Origin of the sequence: Streptomyces djakartensis (genome assembly GCF_014651075.1) — a bacterium.
GTDB classification, from domain to species: domain Bacteria; phylum Actinomycetota; class Actinomycetes; order Streptomycetales; family Streptomycetaceae; genus Streptomyces; species Streptomyces djakartensis.
On sequence record NZ_BMWE01000001.1, the window covers coordinates 167987 to 187350 of the forward strand.

A 19364-nucleotide genomic window follows, 5' to 3' on the forward strand; every position below is an offset into this window, starting at 1 on the left:
AAGCGGCACAGTTCAGGGCGGACACCCGGCCGAGGCTAAGAAAGCTCGATCAATCCCATGGGCCCGTGGCCCCCACCCTGGGCCTACTTGAGCCGCAGCAGCGCACTGGGCGTATCCATGCGCGCCGCGCTGCTGAGATGTGTGCGGAAACAGGCGAGGCCCGCCCTCGCTGACGGTGGCGCGAGACGGGCGCAGGCAGGCCCGTGGTGGCTCAGCTCGCCGAGCGGGGGAAGGAGACCTCGACCCGGCGGTTCTTCTTGCGGCCGGATTCCGTGGCGTTGTCGGCGATCGGGTACTGCTCGCCGTAGCCGCGGACCTCGTATGTGACGTTGGAGTCGGTCAGTTCCTTGTCCAGGACGTTCTGTACCGCGTCAGCCCGTTTGCGGGACAGGACGTCGCCGTGGGCGGAGGAGCCGAGGTTGTCCGTGAAGCCGAAGACGCGGATCTTCGTCGCGTTCTGTGTCTTGATCTCCCGGGCGATCGCGGAGATACGGGCCTTCGACTCGGCGCTGAGCTTCGCGCTGTCCTTGCTGAAGAGGACTTCGGCCTGGAGGGCGAACTTGACGTCGGCGTTGGTGTCTTCTCGACGTTCGTCACCGCTTTGGTCTTCGACGACCTGTTTGATGTCGAGAACCTTGGGTTCGGCGAGGGTGGCGCCCTCGGGGAGCTTGAGGTCTGGGTCGTTGGGGTCGACCTCCACCGGGGCGGAAGCGGAGGCTTCGGTACCAGGGGGGACGCCGGGGCTTTCGTCGGCGTGAGCCGAGACGGCGCCGTGGAGGTTGGTGGCGACCATAAGGGTGGCGGCGGTGAGGACCAGGGCGAGGCGTGGGGTCGCCGTTCGGGCGGGTGTGAGGGTCATGGCCGGCTCACCCGGAGATCTTGATGGTGCCGCTGGAAAATGTCGGCACCTGGAGGTCGACCTCGGCCGTGCTTGCCGGTGGCGCCGGGAACTGCATGAAGACGGGGAGCGTCTGCCCGGCTTCGAGAGTGGTGAGCCCCGTGGTCGTCAGCGGACGTCCGTCTGTGTCTCGAAGGACGTAGTAGCGCTTTTTTCCTTTGGGATCCACGAGTGTGGCACCACCGAGCGACTGGCCGTGCTTGATGACCTCGGTCTCGTCACCGCTCGTCTGAGCAGGAATGGCCACTGACTCCGCCCCGTCGTTCTTCAGGCTGCCGCTCACCGTGACGAAGCCGCCGGCATCCTTCTGGGCGGAGGCGATCTGGAGGAGCAGCCCGTCGGTTCCCTTGAGTTCAGCCAAGGGCGTCTCCGCCTGACCTTCCTGAGCACTTGGCTTGGATTCGCTGTCCTTTGAGGCGGACGCCGACGGGCTCGACTTGTCGTCTCCTCCACCTCCGCTGCCGCAGCCGGCCACGCCCAGGGCCAGTCCGGCCGCCACGGTTAGCGCGACCATCCCCCTGCCCGCCTTCGCAGTGAACCGAATGCTCATCTCTCTGCTTCCTTCATCACTCGTCGTTCGCTTGTGGGTCGGCCAGGTGGACGTCGAAGAGGTCTTCGGGTTCGGGCAGGACGTCTAGATCGTCCGGTTTCAACTCCCAGCGTTCCTCGTCCTCACACAAGAGCGTCGGCAACACCTCAGGATCGGCGTCTCCGACAGGGGGATCGAAGTCGCAGCGGGGCTCGATCACAGCCGTAGCGGTCGCGTTGGACCTTTGGCTCTCCGTGCCGGGGACGATCGAGTCCCCTACGGACTTGTTGGTTTCGACCTCGACGGTGAAGCTCAAGGGGTCGTCCGGGGTGCAACCGGATTCGACCAGCTGGGCATCGTTCTGAGCGGCGAGCTCATGCGCGCGCCAGCACGAAGGATCAAGTCCCTCGGCGTTGCCGTCGAAGATCTGGTCCCACTTGGCCGGTTCGAGCACGTCTTTCACCCACGCGCCCGCGAGTTGGTCCCGCCTGTCCTGGGCTGCCGCGAGAGCCGCTGCGTCGGCGGCCGTCTGCGCGCCGTTCCTGTTCGCCGCGGCCTGGCCGACCGCGAAGTAGGCGAACGCGAGAAAGAGCAGGCCCCCCACCACCGTGATGTAGATGGGGAAGGCCTGCCCTGCGTCGCCGTACCGGCGAGATGGCATCAAGGAGCAACCTTGGCGATTTGCGCCTGGATCTTGGTGAGAATCGTCTGCCCGATGTTCGTTCCGGTGATCGCCAGCACAATCGCCACCACCACCGCGATGATCCCCAGGTACTCGACCGCCGTCTGCCCCTTGTCCCCGGCGCGGCGCTGCATCGCCTCGACCGTGGTGTTCTTCCAGCCGTTCACGCGGACCTTGGTCGCGACGGCCGTCTTCAGCATCAGGTCGCTCATGGTGTTCCCCTCCGGTTTCGGCTGTGCCGCTTTCGACACGAGGAACATACGGCGGAAGCGGCTCTCCGCCAGAGGGCCCGTGGGCCCAAATCCGGGCCCACGCGCTCGGTTCCAACCGGCTGCTGTCCCCCCATCGCGACACCGAAGGTCACCCCACTCCCCGCTGAGAGTCCGGCGCCGTGCCGATCCACTTCGCGGCCGCCTCGGAGCGGCGGGTGCTGTGGAGCTTGGCGAAGATGCGGTTGATGTGGTTCTTGACGGTCTTCTCGCTGATGAAGCACATGGCGGCGATCTGCTGGTTGGTCATGCCGGACGCGATGAGGTCCATGATCTCCGCCTCCCTCGTACTGAGCTGGAACTGCGACCTGTCGGGAGTGGCGGGACGGCCACTCACCCACCCTGACGAAGACTGTCCCACAGTTGGTTGCATCTGCGAAAGGACTTCCGGAGAAACTGATGAGCGCGGAGCAGGCGGGAGATCCAAATCCGCTGCTCGTACCGGTACTTGGTGCTGGGTATACGGTTGGGCGGAGGTGGTTATTCCGTATGCAGTCGCACTCGACGGCTGCCCCAGTCTCTCGGGGAGAGGTGCTTCTGGACTCTCGGTCCTGCGGAGTTGGGCCAGGAGGGCGCCCGCCGCCGTGGGGGTGAAGTGGGCCCTGCCGTCCCGGATGCCCCGGACGGCGTCGACCAGTTGGTCGGCGGTGAACTCGCCGTGGACCAGGTAGCCGCCGGCTCCTCGGCGGAGGGCCTCCTCGACGATCTCCGACTCCCTGCTGTACGTCAGCATCATGACCGGGGCGACCCGTACCAGGTACGGAAGTGCCGAGATTCCGTCCACTCCGGGCATGCGGACGTCCAGCAGGACGACGTCCGGGCCATGGCGGTCCGTGGCCTCGCAGGCCTCGCGGCCGTCCGCCGCCTCCGCTACGACCGTGATGTCCGCGCGGCCGGAGAGCAGCGCGGTGAGGCCGGCCCGGACGACCGGGTTGTCGTCCGCGACGACCACACGGAGGCCGGGCGGGCGGGTGTGGTCCGGCATGGGGTGCCTCCCTTCGGGGGTCAACAGGGTGGTGTTCCTTCGTCGGTCAGGGCCGCCAGCGGGAGTTCCAGGCGGACCTCCGTGCCCTTGGGGTGGTCGCCGCGGCCGATGTGGATACGGGCGCCGACCGAAGCGGCGCGTTCGACCATGCCGACCAGGCCGAAGTGGCCCGCCCTGCGGAGCTGTTCCAGGGTGGTGGACGGGGGGAGGCCGCTGCCGTCGTCGTGGACGCTGATGCGCAGCAGGTCGCCGTGGACGCCCGCGCGGACGTCCACGCGGGTGGGGCGGGCGTGGCGGTGGGCGTTCTCCATGGCTTCCGAGGTGATGGTGAGGAGCTGGCGGGCCACCGCGGGTGGGACGAGGGGTGCCAAGGCAGTGCCGGTGGGGTGGTAGACCGTGGGGAGACCGGTGCGGGTGCTGAAGTCGCGCGTGCGGGACGCCAGCTCGGCCAGGACGTCCGTGGCCTGGGCAGGGTCCGATTCGCGGCGCAGGTCGGCCAGTAGTTCGCGGGATTCGGCGGCCGCTCGGCGGGCCGATCGGGCGACCAGGGCGGCTTGTCGGCCGACCAGGTCCGGGTCCAAGCGGTCGGCGTTGGCCGAGGCTTCCAGGCCGTCGGCGGCCAGGGCCACGCCGTGCAGTGTCTTGGCAACCGAGTCGTGCATCTCGCGGGCGAGTCGGGACCGCTCGGCCTCCACCGCCTCGGTGACGGCGAGGCGGGCCTGGACGGTCGTCAACGCCTGGGTCGCCGCGCCGAAGCGGAGCATGAGGTTGCGGAGGCTGGAGCCGACGGCTCCCGCGATGACGCAGAGGCCGGGCAGAAGGGTCGCCTCGGCGATGCCGGGGGGCGGGTGCTTCTGGGCGGCGTGGACGAGGAGGAGGAGCAGGGCCTCGAGGCTGGCGAAGACCGCGGCTCCTCGCCAGCTGTAGACGAGGCCGGCGAGGAGGGGGGTGCAGACGCTGACGTAGGCGAGGGTGCTGTCGGGGCCCGCGGAGATGAGGAGGAGGGCGCCGAAGAGGGTGTCGGCGGCCAGGAGGGTGGGGTGGCGCAGGAGGAGGGGGCCGAAGCGCTCCCAGTCTCTGAAGAGGACGTAGGAGGTCATGAAGGTGACGACCACGGCTGCGCCCACGAGGCGGGTGGGGAGGCCGTCGCCTGCGTTGAGGAGGGCGATGGGGGTGGCCAGGGCGATCATGGCCAGGCGGAAGCCGAAGACCTGGCGGCACATGGCCTGCAGGGCGTTGACCTGGATGTCGATCGCGGGGGTCGTGGGTGGTGTGCCCCGGCCGTCGGCCGGGTTGGGGCTTCCGCCCGCATCACCCGTGCGGCCGTCGCCGGGTGCGGGTGGCCCTTGTGGGGCGGTTGCGCCGTCGGCGGGCGACCGGCCGTTCACGTCGTGTGCCACCGTCGGAGTATGAACAGGCGGCACCGGCACCGGCACCGGCCCCGTCGGCGGCGTCGTGAGTTCCGGCCGCTGCGCGGCGGCACGACCGCGCCCGCGTAACCGGCGCAGCCCGTTCCGTTCCCCTGTCATCGCCATGCCGTCGCCGCCCCTCCCTACTCGCCCGTGACCGCGCCGAAGTCAGTGCCCGAGCCGAGGATCAGGCCCGCGCCCAGGAGGATCATGGTGGCCGGGACCATGAAGGTCGTGATCATCATCGTGGCCTTGGGGACGGCCCGGGCGGCCTTGCGGCGGGCGTTCTGGGCGTCCGTGCGCCGCATGTCCTTGGCGAGGGACACCAGCGTGTCGACGATCGGCGCGCCCAGTTCCTCGCCCTGCTGCAGGGCCGTGACGAACATGGCGACCTGCTCGGAGTCGTTCCGGCGCCGCAGTTCCGCGAAGGCCTCGCGGCGGCTCATGCCGAGGTCCATCTGGCGCAGGGTGATGCGCAGTTCGTCGGCCCACGGGCCTTCGTACTTGGACGCGACCCGGTCCAGGGCCTGCCGGAAGCCGAGGCCGGCGCTCACCACGACCGCGAGGACGTCCAGGAAGTCGGGCAGGGTCCGTTCGATCACGTCCTTGCGGATGCGGATCGCCGACCAGATGCCGACCTCGGTCCAGAACGCGCCGAAGGCCAGCAGGAGGAGGGCGAACAGCAGCTGGCCCCGCATCAGGAAGACCAGGAAGCCGATGCCTCCCAGAGCGCCGTAGACGGCTCGCCGCGCCGCGTAGCGGTCGATGGTCAGGCCGCCGGGGTTGCCCGCCAGGTCGATCTTGCGGCGGTACTTGGCCACCTGCTTGGGGCCCATCAGGCGCAGCACGGTGGGGGCGTACCGCATGCCCATGCGGTCGACGAGGGAGTCGACCGCTCCGGTGCGGGTGGAGCCGACCTCCAGGGCCAAGGCGAGGTCGCCGGGGAGTTTCGCCTCGGCCCGGTACATACGGATGCCGGCGAAGGCGCCCCATACGCCGAGGCCCATCAGCAGGGCGAGAAGCAGTCCCATGGTTGCCTCCGGGCTCTCAGACGTCGATGCGGGACAGGCGGCGGATGAGGACGAAGCCGACGGCGTAGAGGGCGAAGGCGATGATGACCGCCGCCTGGCCGAAGGGGGAGCCGGTCATGCGGTCCAGGGCGCCGTCCTTCACGCCGTTCATCAGGAAGAGCGAGCCGACGCCCAGGACCGGTACGGCGTACGAGGTCATGTTCACCTGTGACAGCTGCGTCCGCACCTCCCGCCGCGTCTCCTTCCGCTCCTCCAGCGTCTCCGTGAGGTTCCGCAACGCGCTCACCACCTGCCCGCCCGCCCGGTTCGACAGCACCAGGGTGGTGACGAGGACGACCAGCTCACGGGAGGGGAGACGGTCGGCCAGTTCGCTCAGTGCCTCGTCCATCGACCCGCCCACGGCCAGCTGTGCGGAGACCTTGCCGAGTTCCTCGCCCGCCGGGGCCTCCATCTCCTCCGCCGCCATGCCGATAGCGGTGCGCAGGGCGAGGCCCGCCTGGGTTGCGTTGGCGAGGATGCGGGCCATCTCGGGGAGCTGGTTGATGAACTTCTCGATGCGTTTCTGGCGTTGCCAGTTGAGGAACTGGACGGCGACTCCGATGCCGAGCAGGCCCGCGAGCGGACCGAAGAAGGGGGCCAGCGCGGCCTGGCCGATCAGCCACAGGCCGGCGACCGTGGCGAGCATGTAGACGAAGAACTCACCCGGCGTGACGTCCAGGCCGGTGGCGGCCAGGCGGAGTTCCAGCTTCCTGCCGAGCTTGGTGCGCCGCAGGCGGCGGTCGATGCCCCGGAAGTGACGGGGGCGGCCGTCGGCCGGGACCTGCCCGGTGGCGGACAGCCGGTCGACGAGGGCCTGCCGCTGTGCCTTTCCGGTGGCGTAGGAGTGCAGCCCGGCCACGGCGAGGACGCAGGTGAGCAGGGTGACGCCGGTGGTGAGCGTGATGAGTTGGTGCAGTTCCATCGGTCGGTCCTACCTGGCTTCTCGGGTGGCGAGCTGGTCCGCGGAGCGGGCGATGCCGAAGGCCTGAGGGATGGGCTGGTTCGCCATGTAGAGGCGGTCGGCGGTGCGGCGCGGGAGGGGGAAGTACTCGAAGGCGCCGTGGATACGGCCGTCGGGTGTCATCGGCTGTGCGTGGAAGCGGGCGACCGTGACCAGGCGGTACGGGTCGCTGCCGTGGCTGTCCATCAGCGCGATCTCGGTGATGCGGCGGGCGCCGTCCGCGAACCGGGTCAGCTGCACGATGACGTCGACCGCGCTGTTGATCTGGTCGTGCAGGGCGACGAAGGGGATCTCCACGTCCGACATGGATGCCAGGGTCTGCAGCCGCATCAGCGCGTCCTCGGCGCTGTTGGCGTGGACGGTGGCCAGGGAGCCGTCGTGGCCCGTGGACATCGCCTGGAGCATGTCGAGGGACTCGCCGCCGCGGACCTCACCGACGACGATCCGGTCGGGGCGCATGCGCAGCGAGTTGCGGACGAGGTCGCGGATCGTGACCTGGCCCTTGCCCTCGACGTTGGGCGGACGCGCCTCCAGGCGGATCACGTGGGCCTGCTGGAGCTGGAGTTCGGCGGAGTCCTCGATGGTGATGATGCGTTCGCTCTCGGGGATGAGCCCGGAGAGCGCGTTGAGCAGCGTCGTCTTTCCGGTGCCGGTCGCTCCTGAGACGATGACGTTGAACTTCGCCTGCACCAGGCCCGCCAGCAGGTACACCATGGGCTCGTCGAGAGAGCCGAGGCCGATCAGCTCGTGGAGCGTGAAGGAGCGGGGGAAGCGGCGGATCGTGAGGGTGGCGCCCGTCAGGGACAGCGGCGGGATGATGACGTTGACGCGCTCGCCGGAGGGGAGTCGGGCGTCGACCATCGGGTTCGATTCGTCGACCCGCCGGTTGACCGTGGAGACGATCCGCTCGATGGTCTGCATGAGCTGGTCGTTCGAGGCGAAGCGCAGCGGTAGTTGTTCGACCCGGCCGCCGCGTTCGACGAAGATCGCGTCGGGGCCGTTCACCATGATCTCCGTGATGGAGGCGTCCTCCAGCAGGGGTTCCAGGATGCCGAGGCCCAGCGCCTCGTCGACCACCCGGCGGATCAGCTGGGAGCGCTCCACCGTGGACAGGACCGGGCCCTCGCGGCTGATGATGTGCCCGAGCACCCGCTCCAGCCGTGCTCTGCGCTCGGCGGCGGCCAGCGAACTCATCTCCGCGAGGTCGATCTCCTCCAGGAGCTTGGCACGGTAGGAGACCACCAGGTGGCCGTCCTCGCCCCGGTTGCCGTTCTCCTCGGGGGTGTTGATGCGTGCTCGCAGGCTCATGGGTCCGTGCTCCGATCAGTGGTCGAGCGGCATCGTCGCGGTTTTGCGGGCCGTGCCGAAGTCGTCCTTGCCCGGGAAGATCGAGGGGATGGTGATCTCCGCCGTGACGGTGACCTCTTCTCCGCCGCCTGCTTGCGCGCATGTGGTCTTCCCGGCCAGCCAGTCGCTCACGGCGGCTTTGCAGTCCCGCTCGTGCGGCCCCTGAAGCGAGGCACTGCGCGCCCCGGCCCGGGCCGCGGTCCCCGCCTGCTGCGCCGTGTACGAGATCAGGCCCAATTGGACGGCCCCCATGGCGACGAGGAGCAGGATCGGGAGGAAACCGAGGTACTCGAGGGCTACTTGGCCGCGATCACGGCGCTGGTGGTCGTACCTCATATCAGTCCTTCTCTTCCTCGACCGCGCCGGCGTGGCCCTTCACCTCGAACGGGAAGTCGATCGTGCCTGGGAAGAGGACGGGAACCTTGAGCCGGACGTCAGCCGTCACATAGCCGGGGGCCGGAGGGCAGTCGACCGTGGCGCCGCTCATCCACGCGTCCGACAGCTTGTCCTTGCCCGCCTGCTCGCACGCGGCCTGCCGCGCCCCCCGTTCCGCTGCCGTACCCGCCCGTACCGCCTCGTCGGCGGCATTCCCAGCGAGCGTGAAGGTGTAGCCCACCAGCACGACCTGCCACAGCACCACCAGCGTCACGATGATCGTCGGTGTCATGCCGAGGAACTCGATGGTGACCTGCCCCCGGTCCCGCTCCCCCTCCCGCTCTCCTGAGGGCACGCTCATCCCTCCCTCCGCCGCCGGAAGCTCACCGATCCCCGGTCGCCGCCCCGGAACCTGCCGCCCGCCTTCTGGGCGGCGCCCTCCGGCACCTTGACCAGCCCCAGTTCGCCCGCCAGGCCCCACAGGGCCTGCTTCACCGAGCTCTTGTTCTCCAGTTCGTGGACGCGGCCCGCGTCCACGACGCTCTGGAGTTCCTTGAAGTGGGCGGGGATCGCGGTGGCCGCGACCGCGGTGCCGGTGATCTTCTGGATCAGGGGCGGCTGGATCTCCGTGGCGCGGGTGTGCCGGTTGACGACGACGGTGGTCTCCTCGGCCTTGCGGATCTGCAGCCGGTCCCACATCCGCACCGCCCGTTTGGCGCCGCGTACGGCGACCACGTCCGGGGTGGTGACCAGCAGGGCCCGGTCCGCCATCTCCACGGCCGCCGCTCCCGCGCCGCCGATCTGGGCGCCGCAGTCGATGACGACGACCTCGTAGCGGGACCGCAGGGCGCTGACGATCTGCCGGGCGGCGCGGTCGGTGACGTCCTCGCCGCGTTCCCCTTCGGCGGGTGCGAGGAGCAGGGCGAGTCCGGTGTCGTGGCGGAAGACCGCGTCGGCCAGGACGCGCGGGGAGATGTCGGTGATGGCGGCCAGGTCGACGACGGAGCGGCGGAACTGGACGTCCAGGTAGGAGGCGATGTCGCCGGTCTGCAGGTCCAGGTCGACCAGGGCCGTGCTGCGGCCCGAGGCCTGGGCGGCCAGGGCCAGCTGGATCGCGGTGAGGGTGACTCCGACACCGCCCTTCGCGCCGCTGACCGTGACGACGGTGCCGCCGACGCCGGTGAAGACGTCGCCGCCGGCGCCGAGATGCCTGCGTACGCCGACGGACCACTGGGCGACGGCCTGCACGCGGCTGGCGAGTTCCTCGTAGCTGAGGGGCAGGGCGACCACGCCGCGGGCGCCGTAGTCCATGGCGGCCTGGAAGAGGCCGGGGCTCGCGTCGGAGGTGACGAGGACGACGCCGACGGCCGGGAAGCGCAGGGCGACTTCGCGGATCAGTTCCAGGGCGGGCACGGGGCCGATGCGCTCGTGCACCACCACGACCTCGGGCAGTTCGTCGACCGACTCGGCGGCGAGGCGCGCGAGGGTGTCGACGAGCTGGGTGGAGTCGGCCACCGGGGCGACCGGCTCGGCGTCCGGGAGCTGGCTGAGGAGGGTCGTGACGGACCGGGCCGCGTCGGCGTCACCGACTGCCGGGAGGATCCTCGTGGGCATGCGAGCCTCTCACTTGTCCTTCGCGAGTTCGTACGTCCGGTCCTGCTCCGGGACGGATGTGTCGCCGCCGGGCGCGACGAGGGCGAGGCGGACGCGCTCGGCGAACGACTCGGCGTAGGTGAGGCGCTGGGCGTCGAGGGCGGACAGCGCGAAGGTGATGGGGACGGCGTCGGTGGGCTGCCGGTCGCGGTTGCTCTCGTCGGGCTTCAGCGCGGTCAGTTCGCCGACGTCGAGGACCTTGGCGTTGGTCACGATGATCTTCGACTGATCGGGGTCCCCCTCGCGCCTGCCCTCGAAGGTGGCGTAGACGTTGACCGAGGAGCCGGGCGTGATCTTGCCGGCCACACCGGTGGCCGCGTCGATCATGATGGCGACCTCCTGCTGGCCCGGCCTCAGGGCCGGCCGGCGCACGATCATGTCGGACTGGAGCAGGGAGCCCGCCCGCAGAGTGGTGACGGCGATCTTGCCCTGGATGTCCCGCAGGTCGGTGACCGCGTTCTCCGACAGCCACCGTTCGGGCATCTTGATCTTCTCGAACTGGCCCGTGGTGAGGGTGGTGTAGGGCGGGACCTCGGACTTCAGCCGGTAGGCGGTGACCTCGGGGCCGACCTTGGACTCGACGTCGCTGATGACGGAGAGCACGCCGGCGAAGGCGCCGAGGGCGCAGAGGACCGACAGGAGCAGGAGAATCACGCCGCGGCGCTGACGGGAGTTCATGAACCGTGCAACCTCGTTGGGGGTATCGGTCGAGCGGGATCGGAGCAGTGCTGACGAGCGGTGCCAGGGCTCACCCGACGGCCGTTCGGCTCTCTAGCTGTGCGCGGGGCGGACCGGCGGGGTCGGGTGGCCCGGCCGAGCAGAAGACGCAGCGGTCGCCGATGACGTCGATGCCGCACCAGTGGCAGTTGCCGCGCCGCACGGAGGCGACCAGTTGGTAGAGGACCGGGAGGTCGGGCAGGTAGCTGCAGAACTCGATCAGTTTGCCGGTGCCCCACCAGCCGGGCGACTCCGCGGGCAGCGGGACCTCGCGCAGTCCCTGCGCCTTCCAGGACGGGGCGAGGGTGCCGGTGACCCAGTCGGACTGGAGCTGCCCCCTGGCGACCAGCATCCGGGTGGCGAACTCGGGTCCGGGCAGGGCCGCTTCGGGGGTGATCCTGACGAGTCGCGGCTCGGGGTGGGCGAGGACGCCGAACTGACTGCCGGGGAGCCAGGACTTGGCGTGCGAGGTCAGGCCGACGGGGACGCGGTCGAGCCGGGCGACGGAGTTGAGGAGCGCACCGGCGTGGATGTAGTGGACGAGCAGCCGGCCGGCCGAGGCGAGTACGCCCGGGCTGATGTCGCAGGACGCGAGCTGTCTCAACTGGCGTGCCAGGACCGCGGTCGCGAGGGGAGGCAGGTCGGGCCGGAAGAGGGCGATGCGGTCGCTCTCCAGGAGGGAGCGCAGGGTGTGGAGCCGTCGCCGCACGGCGGTGGGGGCGGCCGAGGAGCAGACCACGATGATGTGCCCGTGGTGCTCGACCAGGGTCTGCATCTCGGCGAGCGCGTGCTCCAGGGGGCGCTGGTCGACGTCCCGCAGTACGACGGCGGGCAGGGTGCGTTCGTCCTGTGGCGGCAGCGCCATGTCGGCACTGGTCACGGCAATGGCAGTTGGCACGCGCAGCTCCCCGATTCCCCTTGCCGTCGGCGCGCCGGGTTGCTCCGGCACTCCTTCGCGACTTCACTGCGTGACTACCTCAGCACTGTATCCACGGCCCTGTGAGCGGAGAACAGCGTTTGTGTAGCTCGTGAGGAACTGCCGTCGCACAAGATGCGCCAAACCGGGGCAGCCCGAGCATCTCGCCGCAGCCGCGAAACCTGTCGGGATGTGCGCGGTGCCGCCCGGACGCGTGTGGGTGAGCAGTTGGCGGAACCTCAGGACGCTGGAAAGGGGGGAGGCGACTTCCTCTGATGGATCGACATCGATCTCGTCGACCGGCCTCAGACGTGGAGCTCCGGCGGGAAGCCGGTCCAGCGGAGTTCGGCGGGGAGGTGGCCGGTGTCGTTGAAGAGGAGGACCGCCGGGGGACGGTCGGGTGTGTAGCGGATGACGGTCAGGGCCGCGTTGGCGTGGTTGATGCCCAGCCATCGCCACTTCGGTGCGTCGAGGGCGGCTCGGATGAGCCAGCCGGCGAGGAAGTTGTGGGTGACGACCAGCTCGTGCCGCGGTTCGTCTCCGACGACGGTCCCGGTGAACTCTGCGAGTGCCGCCGCCGCGAGCCGGGGGCCCTGCTCGCGTTCCTCGGCGGTGAACCGATGCAGGAACTCCATCCAGGCGTCGGCCGCCTCATGCGGCAGTTCCTCGCGTGCCGGCAGGTAGGGAAGGTAGTCGCCGGCAGCTTCGGAGCGACGGCAGGGAACTCCGTCGAGCTGCTCACCGACGAGCCGTGCGGTCTGTTCGGCGCGGGCGAGCGGGCCGTGGTGGATCGCCGCCAGCGGAACCCCGCGGAGCCGCTGCCCCAGCAGGGCGGCCTGACGACGGCCCGTATCCGTCAACTCGCTCTCGTCCGGCGATGCCTCGCCGTGACGGGCGAGATACAGGTAGCGGGCGGCGGTACCGGTCATGGATGCGTCCTTCAGAAGTCGATCTTGCGGATTTCTGGAAGGACGCCGACCCACGCGGACCGGTTCCAGGAAGCCGGAGTGCGGCCTGGCCAGGGGCACGCACCGCGGCTCGCTCTCACCCCGCCGGACGGTAGTGGCCGAGCACCCAGGCCAGCTGCGGGAACCACTCCTGGAGCCGTGACCTGGGCTTGGCCGCCACCACGCACTCGAAGAACCGGCCGTCCAGGTGGATCACGGCGACCATCAGCGCCTTGCCGTCCGGGCTCGCCTGGTAGTGGACGCTGCGGATCTCCGGCCAGCGGAACTCGATGGGCCGGCCGGACACCTCGAAGGCGACGCCGGATGCGTCGACGACGACCGCGTTGCGTTTGTCGACGGCCAGGAAGTCAGGGCCGGCGGGCCCCGGTGGGGGCGCGGCGGGGACCTGGGCGTACGGCTGCTGCATCGGCGCGTACGGAGGCGGCGCGGGCGCGTACTGCGGCGGGGGCGGGCCGAAACCGGGGCCGGGTGCCGGGTGCTGCTGGGTCATCCGTCGGGTCCTCAGTCCTCGTGGTCGCCGGGAGCGTGATCGCCGTGAGCGGCTGGTGCTGTGACATTCTCCCCGCGCGCCCGGTCCCTGGTGCCGCGGCAGGCACTAGAAGAACTCCCCCCACGGCTGGTCCCAGATCTGCTTCACGCACAGGACCAGGAACAGCAGCCCCGCCACGGCGAGCATCGCGTTGCTCACCAGGCCGTTGCGCCACTCCCGTGGTGTACGGGAGGAGTTCAGGAGCCAGATCAGGGTGCCGGCGAGGAACGGCATGAAGGCCGCGCCCAGGACGCCGTAGATGATGACCAGGCGGAAGGGCTGGCCCTGGAAGAGCAGGACCATGGGCGGGAAGGTCAGCCAGAGCAGGTAGGCGCGGAAGGGCCAGGAGCGTTCGCGGGTCCCCGAGGCGACGGCCTCGCCCTTGGCCTGCCCCTTGCCGGACAGCCGGGCCACGAAGTCGGCGAACATCAGGCTCACGCCGTGCCAGACGCCGATCAGCGAGGTGAAGGACGTGGCGAAGAAGCCGATCAGGAAGAACTTCGCCGTGGCCGCGCCGTACTCCGCCTCCAGGATGTCGGCCAGCTGGACCAGGCCCTTGTCGCCGCTCGCGATCGCGATGTTCGCCGAGTGCAGGAGCTCCGCGCCGACGAAGAGCATGGCGATCACGAAGATGCCCGTGGTGGCGTAGGCGACGCGGTTGTCGAGGCGCATGACCTTCATCCAGCCGGTGTCGGTCCAGCCCTTGGCGTTGACCCAGTAGCCGTACGCGGCGAGCGTGATGGTGCCGCCCACGCCGCCGATCAGGCCCAGCGTGTTGAGGATGGAGTCCTTCTCGTCGGGCAGCACCGGCAGGAGGCCGGCGAAGGCGTCGGGCAGGTTCGGGGTGACCCGGATCGCCAGGTACACCGTCACCACGAACATGACGCCCACCAGGACCGTCATGACCTTCTCGAACACCGAGTACTTGTTGAACCAGACGAAGACCAAACCGACCAGGCCGCAGGCGATGCCCCACCACTTCAGGTCCATCACGTCCGGGAACAGCGCCTGCAGCGGCAGCGCGCTGGACGACATCGCCGCCGCGCCGTAGACGAAGCCCCAGACCACGACGTACACGGCGAAGAACCATGTGGTCCAGCGGCCGAGGCTCGCCCAGCCGTCGAACAGGGTGCGGCCCGTGGACAGGTGCCAGCGGCCCGCCGCCTCGGCGAGCGAGATCTTCACCAGGCAGCCGACGACCGCCGCCCACAGGAGGGTGTATCCGAAGTTGCTGCCGGCGATGAGGGTGGCGACCAGGTCTCCGGCGCCGACGCCGGTCGCTGCGACGACGATGCCGGGCCCGATGTACTTCCAGCTCGCCTTACGGGGCTGTACCTGTCCGGGCGCGTCGTGGTCCGTGGTGTTTCCCGTGGTGTCCGCCATGCAGATCAAGAAACCGCAAGGGGCCCGAGCCGACAAGAGGGCGCGGCGGGAATCACCCTAGGGCTGTCGTCCGCCGCAGCCGTCCGACCCACAGGTGCCGAGTTCGAACCACACCGTCTTGCCCGGCCCTTCCCGGTGGCAGCCCCAGCGCTGGGCGAGCGCGTCCACCAGGAACATGCCACGGCCGTTCTCCGCGGTGCCCGCGTCCAGTACCCGCGGCACCCGGGGCTCGGTGTCGGAGACCTCGCAGCGCAGTACGCCGTGTGCGGCGAAGAGGGTGAGGCGGAAGCGGCTTCTGGCGTGCACCGTCGCGTTGGCGGCCAGTTCGCCGACGAGCAGTTCGGCCACGTCCGCCACGTCACCGCGCTCGGCGAGCCCCCAGTCCTCCAACTGCCTGCGCACGTCCGCACGTGCCTCCCGCACGGCTAAGGCGTTGGGGGCGTACTCGACACTCAGGTGGCCCGCTCCCAGGGGTGGTTGCGGGAACGGTCCGGAGTCGGCGTCGGGGTCCGGGAGGCGTCGCCCGGAGAGTCGCAGCATGCGTCCAGGGTGACCCGGGGGGTGGTCCGGCGCAGGGGGAGGACTACCTGATCCCCTACCCGCTCGTGCAGGTGGGGGCCGCGCGCAGGGCGGGCATCAGAAGGACCCTAGGCGTACTGGAGGCGGACCGTGGCGCCCTCGGCGTCGTCGCGGATGTCGACGTACGCGCAGACCTGGCGGGCGTACCACAGGCCGGGCCCGGGCTCCTGGCCGGTGGCCGGCGGCGGGACGAAACCGGCGAGGGGGTCGCCGACCGGGCGGGCCGAGCGCAGTTCGCACACGCAGGCGGGCGCCTCCCCCCACAGCAGGGCGGTGCCGTCCAGCGGTGCCAGGGCCGCCGCTGTCTCGGTGACGGCCGTGGCGAACAACTCGGCGTCGGCGGCGGGAAGTCCCCGGGCTTCCGCCCAGGCCCGCACGGCGGTGGAGTGCGGCTCGGCCAGGGGCTGCGCGTCTGCCGGGGGCAGCGGCAGGGGCACGGCGTCGAGTTCCGCGGTGAGCCGCGTGGGCTCCTCGTAGACGTCCGTGCCGGGGTGGGCGCGGCGGGCCGTGGCGACGACGGCGGGCCCCGCGGTGCGGGTGTCGTACGCGCACAGGACGGTCGTGGCCAGGGGGGCGAAGAGGAGGTTGGCGAGGGCCTCGTAGCGGATCCACTCGGTGGTCTCGCGTGCGGAGCGGCCGGCGCGCCCGCTCCAGACGGGCTCCATGAGGAAGTGGATCCGGCCGCCGGGGCCCGCGTGGCCGGTGACGTGGGCGGCGGCCCGGGCGATAGCGTTGGCGGCGGAGCCGGTGTACCAGTCGGTGTGCGGGACGCAGACGACGTCCTTCGCGTCACGGCCGAGGGCGTCCCGCAGGAGGTCCAGGTTGCGGGGGTCGCAGATGGCGACGGGCGGTGGTTCGCCGGCGGCGGTGAGGCCTTCGCCGAGGAAGGGCAGGGCGGCGGCCACGAAGTCGTCGTCGGAGTCGAAGACGGTCATGCGGTGGTCGAACGCGGCGGGCTCGGCGGGCTCGGCGGGTTGTCGGATCTTCATGTGGTCCCTCCGGGATGTGGGCGGGTTCGCCAGGGTCCGCGTGGGGGGCGGTCAGCGCTGTGCTGTCACCCAGGCGGCGATCTGGCTGCGGTTGCTGAAGCCGAGCTTGCCGAGGATGCGCTCCACGTGGCCTTCGGCGGTGCGGCGGGCGATCACCAGCCGGTCGGCGATCTGCTGGTTGGCGAGCCCTTCGGCGACGAGCCGGGCGACCTCGGTCTCGCGGGGGGTGAGGCGGACCGTGGTGTCGTCGTACGCGGTCGGGGACTCTCCGGGGTGCGGACGGGCCGGTTCCTGCAGGGCGTGGCCGACGAGGTCGGCGAAGCCGAGGGCGCCGCCTCGCCGGTGGGCCCGTTCGAACTCGTCCTGCCCCAGGGCCCGGGTGGCCCGCTCCTCGCTGTCCCGGCGTACGGAGTTCAGGGTGCGGGCGCCCCAGCGGGCGGCGTCGATGTCGGCCCAGACGCGGTCGGCGCCGCCGAGCAGCACGGCCGCGTCCCGGTGGGCGCCGCGGGCGGTGGCGACGGCCGCGAGCAGGTCGAGGGTGAGGGCGATGCCGATGACGTCGTGGACGGCGAGCATCAGGCGCAGGGCCTGCCGGGCGTGCCGCTCGGACCGGGGCAGGTCGCCGCGCACGGTGTGCGCGAGGGCGAGCATGTGCAGCACATAGGACCGTACCCACTGCTCCTCGTGCCGCTCGCACAGCCGCAGCGCTCTCTCGCACACCGCGACGGCACGGTCGGCCTCGCCCAGGAAGCCCAGCGCGCAGGCGAGTTGAACCTGGTCGAAGCCCAAGAGACTCAGGTGCTGGCCGGGCACGGGGCCGCGGGCGACGGTGGTCTCGAAGTGTTTCAGCGCGCCCGGCAGGTCGTCGCCGAACAGCTTCAGGAGGCCGAGGACGTGCTCGGCGTGGGCGGCCTCGGCGGCGTCGCCCAGTGCCCGGGCGAGGGCGAGGGCGGCCCCGGCGTCGCGGGAGCCGCGGGGGAGGTCCTGGGTGACGGCGGCCAGCAGCCCGGCGGCCCACAGTGCGCGGGCGCGTTCCCGGGTCGGCTCGGGCGCGGCGGCCAGGGCCCGGTCGAGCCAGTACAGTCCCTCGCGCGGTGCGCCGCAGGCGTGCCAGTAGAACCAGAGCGTGCCGGCGATCCGCAGTCCGGTGAGTTCCTCTCCGGGGGTGGAGAGGCTGAAGTCCAGGGCGGCGCGCAGGTTGTCGCGGTCGGCGCGCAGCCGTGCCACGGTCTCCGGCTGCCCTGGCCCGAACCAGCCGCGCTCACACTCCTGCACGCGCCGCAGCATCCAGTCCCGCTGCCGCCGCCGGGCGGCGTCCTCCTCCCCCGCGGTCCGCCGTAACTGCTCGAGTCCGTACTCCCGCAGCGTGTCGAGCAGCCGGTACCGGACGCCGCCGGGGCCCGGCTCCCGGCACAGCACGGACTTGTCCACCAGCCCGGAGACGGCGTCGAGAACGTCGTCGGCACGAAGGCCCGGAACGGGCCGGGCACACGGGGCGCCTCCGGCGACGAAGGCCGGGGACCGGTCCGGAACGCCCGGGGCGGGCACGGGCGGGACCGGAACACCCGGACCGGACACCGCCGAAGGCCCCGCCACGCCGCCCTCACCGGGCCCCGGCAGACACGAGGCCAGGGCACCGGGGCCGGGCGCCGCCGAGGACCCCACCACGCCCCCGGCACCGGATCCCGGCAGGCCGGAGGGCAGGGCACCGGGGCCCGGCACCGGCAAGGGCGAGACCAGGGCACCCGAACCGGCTACCGGCAGATGCGGAGCGGGAACGCCCGGACCGGACACCGCCGAAGACCCCGCCACGCCGCCCTCACCGGGCCCCGGCGGGCGCGAGGCCGGGGTACCGGGGCCGGGATTGGGTGAGGGCGGTGGCGGCGCGATGGCGGGGATGCCTTCGAGGGGGATGTGCGTGGGCTCGGGGCGAGGCGAGGGCAGGGCGGCGAGGACGTCGTCCGGCCGTGCTTCCCCCGTGCCGCCGTCGGGCGCCGGCAGCGTCACGGTTCCCGCGAGTGCCTGCGCGGCCCGGGTGCGTCGGCCGGGCGCCACCGTCCGCACGGTCCCGTCGGCGGACCCGGCGGCGGGCTCCGGCAGGAGGCTCTCCGCCCGCGCCGGGCCGGATTCCCGCCCGGCGCCCGCCGTCCCGTGGTCGTCCGCGCACACCGCCTCCGCCGTCTCCAGGTCGAAGCCGCCGGCCAGGACCGACAGCCGGGCCCACACCAGCCGCTCGGGCCCGGTGCACAGGTCGTGGCTCCAGGCGACGGCCCCCCGCAGGGTCTGGTGGCGGGGCTGGGCCGCGGGGCTGCCGGTGGTGAGGAAGCGGTAACGGTCGTCGAGGCGGTCCAGCAGCTGGTCCACGTCGAGCACGCGCATGCGGACCGCGGCGAGTTCGATGGCGAGGGGCAGACCGTCCAGGCGGCGGCACAGGCGGGCCACGGACGCGAGGTTGCCGGGCGTGAGACGGAAGCCGGGGACGACCGCGGCGGCCCGGTCGGCGAAGAGCGTCAGGGCCGGATAGCCCTCGGCGGCGGACGGGTCGTCGTCCGGGTCGGGCACCGGCAGCGGCCGTACCTCCAGCAGGTGCTCCTCCGTGAGGCCGAGCCGGTGCCGGCTGGTGGCGAGGACACGGACCCCCTCGGTGCCGTGCAGCAGTGCCGCGGCCAGCCGCGCGCAGGCACCCGCCAGGTGCTCGCAGTTGTCGACGACCAGCAGCAGCCGCCGCTCCCGTACCTGCTCGACGAGGGCGTCCAGCGGCGGCTGGGCGGAGTGGTCGTGAAGTCCCAGCGCGTCGGCGGCGGCGAGGGGGACGAGCGCCGGGTCGTACAGCCCGGAGAGATGCACGAAGCGCACGCCGTCCGGGAACGCCCGCTGCACACGGGCCGCGATGCGCGCGGCGAGCCGGGTCTTGCCGACGCCGCCCGGCCCGGTCAGTGTCACCAGCCGTGCCCGGGCCAGCAGTTCGCGGCCCTCGGTCAGTTCGCCACGCCGGTCGACGAAGCTGGTCGTCTCGACCGGCAGCTGGTTGTCCCGTCGTGGCGCTGATCCGCCCATGATCAGCCAGTCCTCTGGGGGTGTGGTCCAAGGAGCCGGATACCCGGC

20 protein-coding genes are annotated in these 19364 nt (G+C 71.3%); all 20 read right to left on the reverse strand.

The window, feature by feature from the left end:
* Positions 1–211: 211 nt before the first annotated feature.
* Positions 212–859, reverse strand: a complete 648-nt coding sequence (locus tag IE212_RS00775) for an OmpA family protein (RefSeq protein ID WP_190195690.1) — start codon at positions 857–859, stop codon at positions 212–214.
* A 7-nt stretch (positions 860–866) separates the two neighbouring features.
* Complete coding sequence (locus tag IE212_RS00780) at positions 867–1448, reverse strand: hypothetical protein (protein WP_190195691.1); 582 nt, start codon at positions 1446–1448, stop codon at positions 867–869.
* Between the two features lie 16 nt (positions 1449–1464).
* Entirely contained in the window at positions 1465–2088 is a 624-nt protein-coding gene (locus IE212_RS00785; protein ID WP_190195692.1) for a pilus assembly protein TadG-related protein, read from the reverse strand.
* A complete protein-coding gene (locus tag IE212_RS00790; protein ID WP_190195693.1) occupies positions 2088–2321 on the reverse strand; it encodes a hypothetical protein in 234 nt (77 codons plus the stop codon). Before IE212_RS00790 ends, IE212_RS00785 begins: the two co-directional genes overlap by 1 nt.
* 148 nt (positions 2322–2469) lie before the next feature.
* Entirely contained in the window at positions 2470–3363 is an 894-nt protein-coding gene (locus IE212_RS00795) for a response regulator transcription factor (RefSeq protein WP_190195694.1), read from the reverse strand.
* Between the two features lie 20 nt (positions 3364–3383).
* On the reverse strand, positions 3384–4898 hold the full coding sequence (locus IE212_RS00800; protein ID WP_229863964.1) for a sensor histidine kinase: 1515 nt from the start codon (positions 4896–4898) through the stop codon (positions 3384–3386).
* A gap of 17 nt (positions 4899–4915) precedes the next feature.
* Complete coding sequence (locus IE212_RS00805) at positions 4916–5803, reverse strand: DUF5936 domain-containing protein (protein WP_190195695.1); 888 nt, start codon at positions 5801–5803, stop codon at positions 4916–4918.
* A 16-nt stretch (positions 5804–5819) separates the two neighbouring features.
* Positions 5820–6764, reverse strand: a complete 945-nt coding sequence (locus IE212_RS00810; protein WP_190195696.1) for a type II secretion system F family protein — start codon at positions 6762–6764, stop codon at positions 5820–5822.
* Between the two features lie 9 nt (positions 6765–6773).
* On the reverse strand, positions 6774–8111 hold the full coding sequence (locus tag IE212_RS00815) for a TadA family conjugal transfer-associated ATPase (protein ID WP_190195697.1): 1338 nt from the start codon (positions 8109–8111) through the stop codon (positions 6774–6776).
* Between the two features lie 15 nt (positions 8112–8126).
* Positions 8127–8486 (reverse strand): TadE family protein, encoded by a 360-nt coding sequence (locus IE212_RS00820; RefSeq protein WP_190195698.1) that lies wholly within the window; start codon positions 8484–8486, stop codon positions 8127–8129.
* Between the two features lies 1 nt (position 8487).
* Positions 8488–8886, reverse strand: a complete 399-nt coding sequence (locus IE212_RS00825; protein ID WP_190195699.1) for a pilus assembly protein — start codon at positions 8884–8886, stop codon at positions 8488–8490.
* Positions 8883–10139: a CpaE/TadZ family protein gene (locus tag IE212_RS00830; protein WP_190195700.1), complete on the reverse strand. Its 1257-nt coding sequence runs from the start codon at positions 10137–10139 to the stop codon at positions 8883–8885. Before IE212_RS00830 ends, IE212_RS00825 begins: the two co-directional genes overlap by 4 nt.
* 9 nt (positions 10140–10148) lie before the next feature.
* Complete coding sequence (cpaB, locus tag IE212_RS00835; RefSeq protein ID WP_190195701.1) at positions 10149–10856, reverse strand: Flp pilus assembly protein CpaB; 708 nt, start codon at positions 10854–10856, stop codon at positions 10149–10151.
* Between the two features lie 70 nt (positions 10857–10926).
* On the reverse strand, positions 10927–11760 hold the full coding sequence (locus IE212_RS00840) for a hypothetical protein (RefSeq protein WP_190196141.1): 834 nt from the start codon (positions 11758–11760) through the stop codon (positions 10927–10929).
* Between the two features lie 356 nt (positions 11761–12116).
* Positions 12117–12740 carry a histidine phosphatase family protein gene (locus tag IE212_RS00845; protein ID WP_190195702.1) on the reverse strand — a complete coding sequence of 208 codons (624 nt, stop codon included), beginning with the start codon at positions 12738–12740 and terminating at the stop codon, positions 12117–12119.
* Positions 12741–12855: 115 nt separating this feature from the next.
* Positions 12856–13269 (reverse strand): hypothetical protein, encoded by a 414-nt coding sequence (locus IE212_RS00850; protein WP_190195703.1) that lies wholly within the window; start codon positions 13267–13269, stop codon positions 12856–12858.
* 105 nt (positions 13270–13374) lie between these two features.
* On the reverse strand, positions 13375–14691 hold the full coding sequence (locus tag IE212_RS00855; RefSeq protein ID WP_190195704.1) for an Nramp family divalent metal transporter: 1317 nt from the start codon (positions 14689–14691) through the stop codon (positions 13375–13377).
* 57 nt (positions 14692–14748) lie between these two features.
* The gene (locus IE212_RS00860) at positions 14749–15231 is read right to left on the reverse strand and encodes an ATP-binding protein (RefSeq protein WP_229863966.1); all 483 of its coding nucleotides are present in this window, start codon (positions 15229–15231) and stop codon (positions 14749–14751) included.
* Between the two features lie 107 nt (positions 15232–15338).
* Entirely contained in the window at positions 15339–16259 is a 921-nt protein-coding gene (locus tag IE212_RS00865) for an anti-sigma factor RsbA family regulatory protein (RefSeq protein ID WP_190195705.1), read from the reverse strand.
* A 51-nt stretch (positions 16260–16310) separates the two neighbouring features.
* Complete coding sequence (locus tag IE212_RS00870) at positions 16311–19316, reverse strand: LuxR C-terminal-related transcriptional regulator (protein WP_229863968.1); 3006 nt, start codon at positions 19314–19316, stop codon at positions 16311–16313.
* Positions 19317–19364 lie beyond the last annotated feature (48 nt).

What these genes read in the sequence shown, in the direction of transcription:
- IE212_RS00805 (WP_190195695.1), bottom strand. Translation starts at nt 5,803, where the DNA reads ATGGGACTGCTTCTCGCCCTGCTGATGGGCCTCGGCGTATGGGGCGCC.
- IE212_RS00865 (WP_190195705.1), bottom strand. Translation starts at nt 16,259, where the DNA reads ATGAAGATCCGACAACCCGCCGAGCCCGCCGAGCCCGCCGCGTTCGAC.
- IE212_RS00785 (WP_190195692.1), bottom strand. Translation starts at nt 2,088, where the DNA reads ATGCCATCTCGCCGGTACGGCGACGCAGGGCAGGCCTTCCCCATCTAC.
- IE212_RS00825 (WP_190195699.1), bottom strand. Translation starts at nt 8,886, where the DNA reads ATGAGCGTGCCCTCAGGAGAGCGGGAGGGGGAGCGGGACCGGGGGCAG.
- IE212_RS00815 (WP_190195697.1), bottom strand. Translation starts at nt 8,111, where the DNA reads ATGAGCCTGCGAGCACGCATCAACACCCCCGAGGAGAACGGCAACCGG.
- IE212_RS00820 (WP_190195698.1), bottom strand. Translation starts at nt 8,486, where the DNA reads ATGAGGTACGACCACCAGCGCCGTGATCGCGGCCAAGTAGCCCTCGAG.
- IE212_RS00855 (WP_190195704.1), bottom strand. Translation starts at nt 14,691, where the DNA reads ATGGCGGACACCACGGGAAACACCACGGACCACGACGCGCCCGGACAG.
- IE212_RS00860 (WP_229863966.1), bottom strand. Translation starts at nt 15,231, where the DNA reads ATGCTGCGACTCTCCGGGCGACGCCTCCCGGACCCCGACGCCGACTCC.
- IE212_RS00800 (WP_229863964.1), bottom strand. Translation starts at nt 4,898, where the DNA reads ATGGCGATGACAGGGGAACGGAACGGGCTGCGCCGGTTACGCGGGCGC.
- IE212_RS00790 (WP_190195693.1), bottom strand. Translation starts at nt 2,321, where the DNA reads ATGAGCGACCTGATGCTGAAGACGGCCGTCGCGACCAAGGTCCGCGTG.
- IE212_RS00845 (WP_190195702.1), bottom strand. Translation starts at nt 12,740, where the DNA reads ATGACCGGTACCGCCGCCCGCTACCTGTATCTCGCCCGTCACGGCGAG.
- IE212_RS00850 (WP_190195703.1), bottom strand. Translation starts at nt 13,269, where the DNA reads ATGACCCAGCAGCACCCGGCACCCGGCCCCGGTTTCGGCCCGCCCCCG.
- cpaB (WP_190195701.1), bottom strand. Translation starts at nt 10,856, where the DNA reads ATGAACTCCCGTCAGCGCCGCGGCGTGATTCTCCTGCTCCTGTCGGTC.
- IE212_RS00775 (WP_190195690.1), bottom strand. Translation starts at nt 859, where the DNA reads ATGACCCTCACACCCGCCCGAACGGCGACCCCACGCCTCGCCCTGGTC.
- IE212_RS00780 (WP_190195691.1), bottom strand. Translation starts at nt 1,448, where the DNA reads ATGAGCATTCGGTTCACTGCGAAGGCGGGCAGGGGGATGGTCGCGCTA.
- IE212_RS00830 (WP_190195700.1), bottom strand. Translation starts at nt 10,139, where the DNA reads ATGCCCACGAGGATCCTCCCGGCAGTCGGTGACGCCGACGCGGCCCGG.
- IE212_RS00840 (WP_190196141.1), bottom strand. Translation starts at nt 11,760, where the DNA reads ATGGCGCTGCCGCCACAGGACGAACGCACCCTGCCCGCCGTCGTACTG.
- IE212_RS00870 (WP_229863968.1), bottom strand. Translation starts at nt 19,316, where the DNA reads ATGGGCGGATCAGCGCCACGACGGGACAACCAGCTGCCGGTCGAGACG.
- IE212_RS00810 (WP_190195696.1), bottom strand. Translation starts at nt 6,764, where the DNA reads ATGGAACTGCACCAACTCATCACGCTCACCACCGGCGTCACCCTGCTC.
- IE212_RS00795 (WP_190195694.1), bottom strand. Translation starts at nt 3,363, where the DNA reads ATGCCGGACCACACCCGCCCGCCCGGCCTCCGTGTGGTCGTCGCGGAC.